Origin of the sequence: Lactobacillus taiwanensis, from assembly GCF_017894345.1 — a bacterium.
GTDB lineage: Bacteria > Bacillota > Bacilli > Lactobacillales > Lactobacillaceae > Lactobacillus > Lactobacillus taiwanensis.
Map to the genome: position 1 here is coordinate 375431 of NZ_CP059276.1, position 12364 is coordinate 387794.

Sequence of the window (12364 nt, forward strand, 5' to 3'; positions counted from 1 at the left end):
TTCTTAATTAAGTAACAAAAAAATATTAATTAGAAAAAATGCGTTTTTAAAAATAACGAATTATATTATTTCATTTTTTATATATTTCCACTTAAGTGCTTTTGATTATAATGTAATATATAGGGTATAGACTTGAAAAATATAACATTAAATATAAAAGGATATGTATAAGAAATATATCTTTGAAAGAGTAGTATTGCTCAATTCACTTATCGAGGAGAAGTTCATTTGGAAAAGAAAAATCTTTTAAATGTAATAAAGAAAGTAAGCTTTAGTCTATTCATAGTAATAATTTATGTAATGGGATTATACATTCCTCTTCCTTTTGCAGAAGTGACTAGGCAATATGTAGAAACGATCAGAAATACTCCTATTTCAATTTTAGGAGCATTTAGTGGGGCCAATTTTACACGGATATCTATTTTTTCAATCGGTCTGAATCCATTAATGTTTTCGATGTTAATTATTCAGCTTCTAAGTTTTACTCATTCCTTTGGTTTTGATGCCTTATCACCAAAACAAGTTCAGTACTTGATGCAATTTTTAACTATGATTATCACTATTATTCAAGCAGCACTATTAGTTTTTGCTTTTACTAATCGGCGAGATGGATTAGAAGATTTTGAAATGATTCTGATATTAAGTGCGGGATCTTGTTTAGTAGTTTGGCTTTGCTATCGAAATATGAAATATGGGGTTGGAGCAAGTGCACCAGTTATTTTAACAAGCATTCTTAATGGTGCTATTCCTAATATAATTAGTAATGTAAAGCTTCTCTTAACCATGAAATATGCATGGGTTTGGTTAGCAGCTTTAGCTATTTTTATTTTATTACTAATAAAATTTTGGCTCGCGTTTACTAAAGCCTACTATCCTTTAAAAGTAGTTAATCCTAGTCTCCCTGCTTCTAGTAATTTGATGACAGTGCCGTTAGGATTAAACATGGCTGCCATGATGATGTATATGGTAGGAATGGCTATTTTGACCCTTCCTTTAATGGTGGGAAGATACTTTAGTCCTACATCTTTGATCAATAATTGGGTATTTCAAGCTTCTTTTTCTGCAGTAATGGGAATATTGATTTTTTATTTCTTCACTTTTGTAAATTTCGATCCTAAAGAACAAGCCAAGAGTTTTCGAAATAATCATTACTACATTCCCAATATTGCTCCAGGACGTCCTACACAACAATATTTAAACCGTCTAATATGGATTATTGCCTTTCCAGGAGCCATTTTAAACGCATTCCAGCTTGTTTTTGGTTTATATGGAGGTAATTTTTTAGGTAATTATGCTGGCTTTGCTATTATTCCAATGAATGTTGTTATGATTACAATGTTTATGGGAGGAATTAAAGATCAAATTGATACTATTTTGTTCCCATATCGTTACGATCGTTTATTAAAGGATGATAACCAATAATGAAATATTTTATTCCTGCATGGCATAAACAATATGATGACTGGTCAATTAATATTCCCAGTATTGAAAACTATGATGCAGCAGAATACATGACTGTTTTAAAAAAGTTTGACGAAAAAATTGGTCTAATAATTACAGACTATCAGCCTCAATTGTTGAGTAAATTAAATCAAATTGCCTTTTTCCCTAATAACCTATTTTCTGTATATGATTTTTTACAAGGAGTTCATGGATTTGAAAATAAGGTTTTAGAATTAGAAGACTTTAACTGGCCCAAAAATGCCATTTTTGATTATGGCCCTTTTAGAACCTTAATTGTTCTAGAGAATCAACTATATGCGACAGTTTTCTATGATATTGATGGTCATATTTTAAGGATCTCTTATCCTGAAAATGACGAACATAAAGCATTTACTTTGGGGATAGATAGTCGTGGTTTTATCTCTAATCAAGATGATGATGAGAAAACTATCTACTTTGATCCATACGGTAATTGGCGTTTTAAAAGGGATAGAAACACTGGCAAAATTACGGTTAATCCAGAAACGCACTTTTGTGAAAGAAGAGAATATGAAAATATTACAGATTTGGTTGATGAGATTTTAAGTCGATACTTAAAGGTCAATGTTAAGAATAATGATGAAATAATTGTAACAGTAGATGATGAGAGTAGTTTTAATAATGAAATTGTTGAGCCATATAAACCTTTATATATAATCAATCGACACCATCCTTATAGTAAAAAAATAGGTAGTCTAGCTAAGGCAAGAGTAATTGTAAGTAGCAATGAAATTAAACAAAATTTAGAAAAAGACTATGGAGAACAGTTCGATATTTCAGTTATTCCTGTCTTTAATTCGGAATTTCGTCTTGGTCATAGTCAAAGACAAAATATACAGGAGATTGGCTTCTTTGCGGAAAACGCAAATGACGAAGATATTCATCAAATTATTCAAAAGCTGTGTAACTATATCTTAAAAAATCCAGATAATTACAGCTTGAAAATATTTACATATAATTTTTGGAAAGCTGATCGTGTGAATAAAATTCTTGAGCAAATAAAAGAAGAAAACAAAAACAGTTTTATTCTCGGAAAGTCAGAACAAGCAGAAAATGCTGCAATTGATGGACTTGATGATGAAGTTAGTTTACCAGAACTTGATGTTGTGCATACCCGTTTAACCAATATTTCAGATGTATTAAGTAATTTAGATAAAATGAGACTTTTAATAAATTGGGGAAAAGCGGATGAATTAATGCAAATATCGGGTGTAAGTATTGGAATTCCACAAGTACAAAACTTTTCTTCGGCCACTGTTGTGGATAATAAAAATGGACGAATTATAAAGAAAATAAGTGAGCTTTTACCTGTAATTGATGAGTATTTAACTAATTTAAATAGTTGGAATCAGACAGTAGTATATAACGTACAATTAATGAACCAGTATTCCGAAGAAAACATCATTGAGAAATGGAAAGAAGTATTTAAAGAGAGGAAAGCGGAGTAGAATGCGAGTTTTGCAACTAGGAAATGATAACTGGGAGAAAAAATATACAATCCCAGAAGATATGGAATGGCATTTTAACGACTTTTCTTTTGAAGAAAAAAAGGCTACGAAGAAAAAGGGGATAAAAAGTTATGATGTAATTTTAGTTACTGGTAAAACTAACTTAACTAATGACCAGTTGAAGAAATTAAAGCAATTGATATCCCCATATCATGTTTTATACAGTTCTAATTTAAATACAGAATTGGATGATCATGAAAAATATTTTTTGAAAAGTATTGCTGCTCAAAAAATAAAAGAAGAACCACAGTATTTGATTGATAGACTTCCAATTCGGTACTTTTCTGGACAATCCGGATTAAGAATTTTTCCAAGTCAACTGAAATTAAATGAGCATATAGTTAATAGTTATGAGTTTGAAGAACAGGGTCATCTCAAAGTAAATCTAGATACCCACAATGAATGGGTAAATTTAGGTACCTATAAAAGTGGGGTCTTTATCGATCCTGATAAGCAGATCAATTTTTGGCTTTCATTGAAGAATTTTAATTTTCAAGTTAGACTGAGAATTTTTATTCAGCAACCTGGTACAGATGGAGATGTCAAAGAACAAAGGGTGATCGACTTAAGCTCTTTTGATAAAGATGAATATTTTTCTCAAATTGAAGCATCTGACCACTATCGGACTACAACTCTAAATTTAGAAGTTAAGGGTAGCGGCGACTTAATCATTGGCGTGCTTCATTCACGTTGGGGCCGAGATGGGGCCGGAAATTTCATTGCCGGTGGGCAAAGAATAGTTAATCCTCAAAATAGGGATGATATAGCCTATTACTTTAATCCTGGAGATCTGAAGCCCCCATTAAATGTATATTTTTCAGGTGCGCGTGAAGCAGAAGGTTTTGAGGCATATTTCTTGTTTAAAGGGTTAAAAGCACCGATGCTTTTGTTTACTGATATGCGATTAAATATTGGCCAATTTTATGACGATAAGGATAATTTTTTTGAGCAAGAAATCATTAAAACAATTAAGTCAAAGTTGAATGAATTGGGTTTTGATGAATCGCAACTGCTAGTAAATGGAATTTCAATGGGAACGTATCCTGCAATAAAATATGGGGCGAAAATGAGTGCCCATGCAATTAATGTCGCAAAACCCTTAGTAAATTTGGGCTATATTGCTTCAAGAACTGCCTTAGATCGTCCCGACGAATTTGAAACTATGTTCGATATTGATAAAGGTATCGGTCCAGCTACGGATAGAGATGACTTGAAAAAAATTGATGAGAATTTTTGGAAAGAATTTGATAAGCAAGATCTTTCAAAAACACGCCTTTTTGCTGGTTATATGATTAATGATGACTATGACGATAAAGCAGTAAAAGAGTTAAAAAAGTCTCCTGCTGTAAAGCAAGCAGCTCAGTTTTCTGCTAAAGGATTTCCTGGACGACATAATGATGATCCACAAGTTAACTACTGGTTTATTGATCGTTTAAATGAACTATTAAGAGAAGATTTTGGTCGAGATAATGAAAAACGTAATTAATCAAGTTTATTGGGATAGAATGTCAGAGACATATTTATATGGAACGGCATTTAAGAAAAACGCTAAAAATGAAGTCACTTTTAAGAATAAATTGATACCCTCAGGAAAAACTCTTATTAGCTGGTCATCAATAGCAAATTATCAGGCGACAAAAGAAGTCCCTAGTTTACCACTCCTGCTGAATGGACAAGAATATTTGTTAAAAATTAGTGCAAAGATTAAGCCAGAAAATAGTGCAATTTTTGGAATACATTTTTTTGATATTCAGGGGAATGAAATTGATAAAGTTATTTTCACTAATTTAGAACAAAAGTTTAAATATCCAATTCGAGCAGTGAAATACACTATTGAAATAATTAATGGTGGAGTAGAAGAGATTAATTTTAAAAAAATTCAAATTTCTCATTTGGATTTAGAAGAAGTTTTTAATGACTTTTATCTGCATTCTATTTATTTAAATAAAAATTTCCAAAAAGAAGGGCTTATTCTACTTGATGACTCTAAACGAGCCAGAATTATTGCGCCATTTAAAATTGCGAGTCATGTAGAAGCAAATTTAACTATGGGATATTTGAGTTGGCAAAATAAGCAACATGGCCTTGAACTGATGAAAGATTATATTAATGAACATAAAGATAAAGAATTAGTCATCTTTAGCAGTAGTGCTGAGATAGATAAATCTTTAGAAAATTCTAAATCCTTAAACTGTACGGTAGTGTATTCGAAGGCTTTTGTAGATGAAGGATATCATAATTTACAGGAGACATATCTTTCAAAAATTTATAGAGAACCTGATCAAGTTCGAATGGTAAAAGAAGCTATTAATTATTTTAAGGAATGATGCAATGCTAACAGATAGGTTAAGACTAAAAAAAGCTAGGAAATTATTAAATAAAATTAATAAATTAGGTCCTAAAATGCAGGCAATGAGTGATGAAGAACTGCAAGGACAAACTGCTATTTTTAAAAAGCAACTTAAAGAAGGCAAAAGTTTAGACGATATTTTACCGGAAGCTTATGCCACTGTAAGAGAAGCAGATAAAAGAATTTTGGGAATGTTTCCTTACGATGTGCAGGTTTTAGGGGCAATTGTATTACATAATGGTTCTATTGCTGAAATGAAAACTGGGGAAGGTAAAACTCTAGTTGCAACAATGGCACTATATCTAAATGCTTTAGAAGGTAAAGGCGCCATGTTAGTGACTCCCAATGGTTATCTTGCATCTCGTGATAAAAAAGAGTTAGCTCCGGTTTATGAATGGCTAGGCTTAAGTGTGAGTTTAGCTTTCGCAGAAGATAAAGATAGTAAAAAGAAAATAACTGCTAAAATTAAAAGAAAATGTTATAACTCGGATATTGTATATACTACTGCTTCTTCTTTAGCCTTTGATTATTTGTTTAATAATCTTGCCAGCTCCAAAGAAAATCAATATTTACGTCCATTTAATTATGTTATTGTCGATGAAGTGGATGAAGTTTTATTAGATGAAGCACAGACTCCATTCGTGGTCTCTTCTAGTCCTAATGTTCAATCCAATCTATATCATTTGGCAGATCAGTTTGTAAGATTGTTAGATCCCGAAGTGGACTATGTATTTAAAAAGGATGATCAATTATTTTGGTTAACAGCCCACGGTATTGAAAAAGCAGAGCAATTTTTCAAACTAGATGACCTATTTTCTAATGAGAGCAGGAGTGTTTATCGCCATATTATTTTAGCGATGGGCGCACACTTAACTATGAGGCGGGGGCATGACTACTTAGTGGTAAAGGGCGAAGTGGTCTTGCTTGATGAAGATAGCGGTAGATTGAAACGTGGAGTGCAGGTAAGTACAGGGATTCACCAAGCTGTTGAAGCTAAAGAAAAGGTTGATTTGACTAAAATTCAGAAAACAGCAGCTTCAATAACATTTCCAGCTTTATTTGCATTGTTTAATAAAGTAAGTGGAATGAGTGGAACCGCTAAAGTTAATGAGGAAGAGTTTTTACAGACCTATAACTTAAAAGTGGTAACTATCCCTACAAGGGTGCCGGTAATTAGAAAGGATTATCGTCCACTTATTTTCTTAACTACAAGAGATAAATTAATGACAGCTGTAGATGACGTAGTAGAAATGCATAAAACTGGTCGACCTGTGTTACTTGTTGCTGGTTCTGTAGAAAACTCAGAGATTATTTCAGAATTACTCCTCAATATTGGTATTCCGCATAATGTGTTAAATGCTTATAATGCAGCCTATGAAGCGCAAATTATTAAAAATGCAGGTCAAAAGAAAGCTGTAACTATTGCAACAAATATGGCTGGTAGAGGAACTGATATTAAGCTAGGTCCAGGAGTTAAGGAACTGGGTGGCTTAGCAGTAATCGGAACTGAAATGTTGCCTAAAAGAGTGGAGCTGCAGTTAGCTGGTCGTGCTGGCAGACAGGGAGATCCTGGAAGTAGTCAATTTTTAATTTCCCTAGAAGATTCTTTTATTTCTTCTAATAACACAGCTCGACAAAAAAAATATTACCGCAAATTAATGAAGAAAAAGTCAAAAGGAAAAGACATTACGCTTCTCTCAGGACCAAGAATTCGATTTAGTTTACAGATGTTGAGAACTCGTAAAGAAGATCTTAATGAATTGATGAGAAGTCAAACTAATAAGATGGAAGTAATTTTATCTCTCCAACGGAAGAACTTTTATACTCGAAGAGATAAGGTTATGAAAACTGATGATTTACAGAAAATTGTTGATCACATTATTGATAAGGCACTAAATATTTATTTGAAGCAAGAAGACTTATCCAATAAGAGTGATTTAAAATACTTTATTAATCAGCATCTTACTTATCAACAAGTTAATGTACCAGATAATTTGAAAACGAAGAAGGCTATTAAAGACTACTTGAAAAAATTAGCTTATGAGATTATTGATAAGAAAAAGCAAGTGTTAATTAATAAAAAACAAGTAAATGAGTTTTATCAGCAAGTAATTATTTCATCGATGGATGGAAGTTGGATTGATCAAGTAGATAGGCTGGAAAAAATAAAGATTAATGCTCAGCAATGGGGGAGAAGTGGGAGACTGCAAGATCTTCTTCATCACGAAAAGGCTTTTGAAGCCTATAAAGAATTTTTAGATAAAATTACCTTATCTACATTTGACAATCTTTTATTAAGTAAGATTTTTACGAATGAAAAAGGGCAATTAGTCGTAGTATTTAATTAATATAATTAATAGAGGAAGATTATGACAGTATATAACATAAATTTAGGAATAGGTTGGGCTAGCTCTGGAGTAGAATACGCTCAAAAATATCGTGATCAGAGTTTTAATGAGGCTGGAATTAAACGAAAATTTATTTTTTCAGATTTAATTTTAGGGAATAATATCGGAGATTTAACTGTCAATTTGGGTTTTGATAATGACAATATTATCTGGTTATATAACTTCTTTACTGATGTAAAGATTTCAACATCTAATTATTCTTTAGATACTCTAGAAAACGAACTTAATTTAAAAAAACTAAGTAGTAATATAAAGACTGTTGGAAAAGAAGTATTTTATCAATTAAATGATGGCTTACAACTAGTAGCTCGACTAAGCGATGCTGAAAAACGCACTATTGATCAGGTTAGCTATGTTAAAAATAATACTTTACTTAAGAGAGACTTTTATTCTTACACTAAGTATGCCTGTGAGTATTATTTAGGGGCAGATAAAGATAATCGCGTTACTTTTAGGGAATTTTATAATGAAGATGGCACAGTTGCTTATACTCAACACTTAAACGGTGATCAAGAAACTTTTGAATTTGCAAATGGTGAAGTTGTTTATAGTAAAGATGACCTTTATTTGAAAATGCTTAAGGGACTGAACTTTACTGAAAAAGATGTAATCATTCTAGACAGAGAAGATGAAGACAAGAACTTAATTAATGGACAATTAGTTTTTGAAAATCACGGTCCAGCTAAATTAGTAGTGGTAGTTCATGCCGATCATTTTGATAAGCATTATACTAATGATCAAAATATTTTATGGAATAATTTTTATGAATATCAATTCCAACATGCGAAATATGTCGATAGCTTTGTTGTAGCTACAAATGAACAAAAGAAGATTTTAAAAAATCAATTTAAAAAATACTATAATATTGAACCACGCATTGATTGTATTCCGGTGGGAAGTTTAAATGAGTTAGAGCATCCAACACAAGGCAGGATGAAGCATGCCTTAATTACAGCTTCTCGCTTAGCAAAAGAAAAACACATTGATTGGATTGTAAATGCGGTAATAGCTGCTAAAAATAGTGTTCCTGATCTTTCTTTGGATATCTATGGAACTGGCGGTGAAGCAGGGATGCTTACTAATTTAATCAATCAAAATCAAGCACAAGATTATATTCATATTATGGGACAAAGAGATTTAACAAAAGTCTATCGAAACTATCCTGCTTATATTGCCGCTTCAACAAGTGAAGGTTTTGGGCTCTCATTGCTTGAGGCAGTTGGTTCAGGATTAGCAATGATTGGCTTTGATGTTCCGTATGGAAATCCAACTTTTATTGAAAATGGAAAAAATGGATTGCTTTTACCATATGATGAAGAATGGACCGATTTCAAAAAAGAAGAAGTTTTGACGAAAGCAATTATCAAGCTATTTACAGATAGTAATTTGGAAAGCTGCAATGAAAAGTCATATCAGATTGCTGAACCATATTTAACTAAAAATGTTGCTAAACAATGGAAAAAATTAGTGGAGGAATTAGTCAATGATTAATTTATTTGAAAATTTAGACGTAGAATCAACTGACTTTTTAAGATCACAGCTTTTTGCTAATATTAAAATTCCTTCTGTAGTAATTAATGATGATGGCTTTTTGCCAATTGAGGTGGACTCCCCATTTAAGTTTTATTGCGGATTTGGTGCTGAAAATACTCCCCTATATTTTAACCGCTTGAAGGTGCCGAAATTTCATCGAATTGTAGCAACTGCAAGTAAAGGTGAAGTTTATGATCTACATCAAAAAAGAGCTGATATTTTCTTTGTTGCTACTGATAATACTAGATTAATTAAAGAAGTTCATTGGCTCGATAAGAATGGTAACTTGAGCTGGATTGATCACTATAATCGGCAAGGGAATCTATTTGCTAAAACTTATGTTAACAATGGACAGCAGGTTTTAAAGCGATACTTTAACAAAAATGGAAAAGAAGTTATCACACAATATTTAGTTTCTGGTGATATCTTTCTCCATGAAGAAAATAATGAGCAATATTTTGCTAATTTGTCACAATTTGTGACGTATTATTTAAGAAAAAAGAAGTATCAACTTGATCATGTTTTCTATAATACTTTGAATCAATCAATGATGATAAGTTTAAGCCTGCAAAATAATGGTAGTGATACGCTGTTTTGGCATGAAAATACTGCTAATGAACTGCCTGGCAATATGCAATACTTAATTAACAATTCTACGAGAACGAAATATATCGTTTTCCAAAATTATGTAGACTGGCAAATCTGGAAGAATAAGTTACCTAAGAATGGGAATATAGATTTCAAGTTCTTGGGGATGATTTATCCTCATCCAAGAGGAAACAAGATGCGTCCAGAGGCTGTTATTTTAACTAATTCCGATCAAATTGAACATTTAGATGAAGTGGTTCAAGCAATGCCGAATATTCATTTTCATATTGCGGCAATTACTGAAATGTCATCTAAATTATTAGCTTTTAAAAAGTATAACAATGTGCATTTGTACCCTAATGCCACAACTAAACAAATTCAGAAATTGTATCAAACAAGTGATATCTATTTAGATATAAATCATGGTAATGAAATTCTTGATGCGGTTCGTGGTGCTTTTGAACAAAATATGTTAATTGTGGGATTTGAAGGTACTTTGCATAATCCTAAATTTATTAGTTCAGAAAATATATTTAAGCCGACTGAAGTGGATAAGATGGCGAATAAGATTTCAGAGGCTTTATCTGATACAAATAAGATGAGAGAATTCATTGATGAGCAACGTTTACTTGCTGGGGATGTAAGTGTTGAACAATATAAAGAGGTTATCAATAATTTGAGATGAGTAAAGATGAGATGAGTAAAGAAAAGAAAAAATCGACGTTAGTGGAACAACATGCGTTGAAACGATTAGAAAAGGTAGAAGAAAATCAGAGAAAAGCATACGAAAAGAAAAAAGATGATTTTCCTTGGAAACAAATAATTATGGGATTGCTATTTGGAGTAATTTTGCTCTTGATGTTAATTCAAATGATAGTTAAGTAAGAAAAAGGTCTAGTTTTATTTTGATTCATACTATTTCAAACGAATAGTTAAAATATAAATTAAAGAATCAGTTCGCAGTATTTGTAAACTGATTTTTGTTTGCTCTTTTTAGTCTACCCTTGTCTTTGCTTATTGAATAATAAAGTTATATAGATAACAATATATTAAATTTTTAGCTTAATTTTCTTTGATTTATCAACTTTTTCTTCCATTTAATAACTTAAGAGTTATCATAGAATATGTAACAATAACAAATGAAATTTTTTGATAAATAAAATTAATCGTAATAGTATATTTGTAGTAACGAGTAGAAAAGGTTATGAAAGACAGAAAATTTAAAAAGAATCAAGAAGCAAAGAATAAGTATGTCGATCCCAATAGTTTAAAGGAATCGGGAGACAGTTCTAACCCATATCTTAAAGAACTAGCAGCTTTAGCAGCAATTTTGGGAACTGGAGCTACGGGAGTAGCAATTTTACCAAATGATCGTGTATATGCAGCACAAACTTCTGTAGATGCTAAATCACAAATCGTTGGATCAGTGTCTGAAAGTACACAGACTGACTTATCAAAACAAGGAAATAGTAAATCTGATGAAAATGGAGTCAGGGCTAGTAACTCAGAAGCTAAAAGCGTGTCTACTTCTCGTTCAAAGAGTTTGCTAATCTCTAAAAGTACTTCCACATCTTTAAGTCAATCAATAAGTCACTCACAATCGACCTCACGGTCTGTATCTCTAAGTAATTCAAAGAGTCTATCAGAATCTTTAAGTTATTCTAAAAGTAAACTCACTTCTTTAAGTGCAGCTGAAAAAAGAACTTCTACATCTCATAGAGATAAGAGCAGCACTTCTTCAAAGATTAAAGAAGAATCTAATACTTCAAATTCGAATAATAGTGCCAATGGAAGTAATAGCACTAATGTAGGGAATTTCTACTCTAGCGAGAACGCATCTATTACTGAAAGACAAAGTACTGATCAAAGTAATCTTAGTGATACAACTAGTTTAAGATTGAGCAATACACAACTTATAGATAGAAGTCTTAAAATCCCAGTTGCGCTTCAAACTTCCATAAATAAAATTAGTACTGATAACAAAGAGCAACTTAATAAAAAGCAACAATTAAATGAATTAAGTTTAAATGGTATTTTTACTAATTTAGTTCAAACAAACACTGGTGTCGATGTAAGTAATGCGCAAGAATTTTATAATCAAGTTGTTAATGGTACTGCTAATGTCGTTAATATAACGAATGACATTGATTTGGGAGCAAATTATAGTAGTTATGCTACAATGAGTACTCCTCATAGTGTGACTATCAATGGTAACGGACACAGTATTAATTTTGGGAATTTTAGTATTTATCCAAATTGGACTTCTCCTAGTGATGAGCTAAATATTACATTTAATGACACTAAACTTTATACAGCTAATGAATATGGGGCAGTATTTATGAATACTCCCAGACTCTTTACTAATCCTAAAATCAGATTAGTTTATAATAATGTAGAAGCAATTGGTGGAACGTCAGTCTTTGCAGATACAATAGCTAATAATGGTCCTTTTAATTCTTATACAGGTCAACCACTAAAAACGTTTGAAATAAAAG

9 protein-coding genes are annotated in these 12364 nt (G+C 31.7%); 8 read left to right on the forward strand and 1 reads right to left on the reverse strand.

Annotated elements, in window-relative coordinates; translation table 11 throughout:
• Positions 1–228 precede the first annotated feature (228 nt).
• Genes secY2 through H1A07_RS01835 form a run of 8 tightly spaced genes read left to right on the forward strand, consistent with a single transcriptional unit; the run spans position 229 to position 10754 of the window.
• Positions 229–1422, forward strand: a complete 1194-nt coding sequence (secY2, locus tag H1A07_RS01800; protein ID WP_057718792.1) for an accessory Sec system protein translocase subunit SecY2 — start codon at positions 229–231, stop codon at positions 1420–1422.
• Positions 1422–2930 (forward strand): accessory Sec system protein Asp1, encoded by a 1509-nt coding sequence (gene asp1 / locus H1A07_RS01805; protein ID WP_210145186.1) that lies wholly within the window; start codon positions 1422–1424, stop codon positions 2928–2930. Before secY2 ends, asp1 begins: the two co-directional genes overlap by 1 nt.
• Before the next feature lies 1 nt (position 2931).
• A complete protein-coding gene (gene asp2 / locus H1A07_RS01810) occupies positions 2932–4476 on the forward strand; it encodes an accessory Sec system protein Asp2 (protein ID WP_210145187.1) in 1545 nt (514 codons plus the stop codon).
• On the forward strand, positions 4460–5317 hold the full coding sequence (asp3, locus tag H1A07_RS01815; RefSeq protein WP_210145188.1) for an accessory Sec system protein Asp3: 858 nt from the start codon (positions 4460–4462) through the stop codon (positions 5315–5317). The genes asp2 and asp3 overlap by 17 nt, the downstream gene beginning before the upstream one ends.
• A 4-nt stretch (positions 5318–5321) precedes the next feature.
• Positions 5322–7688, forward strand: a complete 2367-nt coding sequence (gene secA2, locus H1A07_RS01820) for an accessory Sec system translocase SecA2 (RefSeq protein WP_210145189.1) — start codon at positions 5322–5324, stop codon at positions 7686–7688.
• Positions 7689–7709: 21 nt separating this feature from the next.
• The gene (gtfA, locus tag H1A07_RS01825) at positions 7710–9239 is read left to right on the forward strand and encodes an accessory Sec system glycosyltransferase GtfA (protein ID WP_210145190.1); all 1530 of its coding nucleotides are present in this window, start codon (positions 7710–7712) and stop codon (positions 9237–9239) included.
• Positions 9232–10554, forward strand: a complete 1323-nt coding sequence (gene gtfB, locus H1A07_RS01830) for an accessory Sec system glycosylation chaperone GtfB (RefSeq protein ID WP_210145191.1) — start codon at positions 9232–9234, stop codon at positions 10552–10554. The genes gtfA and gtfB overlap by 8 nt, the downstream gene beginning before the upstream one ends.
• The gene (locus H1A07_RS01835; protein WP_244974150.1) at positions 10551–10754 is read left to right on the forward strand and encodes a hypothetical protein; all 204 of its coding nucleotides are present in this window, start codon (positions 10551–10553) and stop codon (positions 10752–10754) included. Before gtfB ends, H1A07_RS01835 begins: the two co-directional genes overlap by 4 nt.
• 345 nt (positions 10755–11099) lie before the next feature.
• Here H1A07_RS01835 and H1A07_RS01840 read toward each other — a convergent pair whose 3' ends face one another.
• Entirely contained in the window at positions 11100–11438 is a 339-nt protein-coding gene (locus H1A07_RS01840; protein WP_210145192.1) for a hypothetical protein, read from the reverse strand.
• Between the last annotated feature and the right edge of the window lie 926 nt (positions 11439–12364).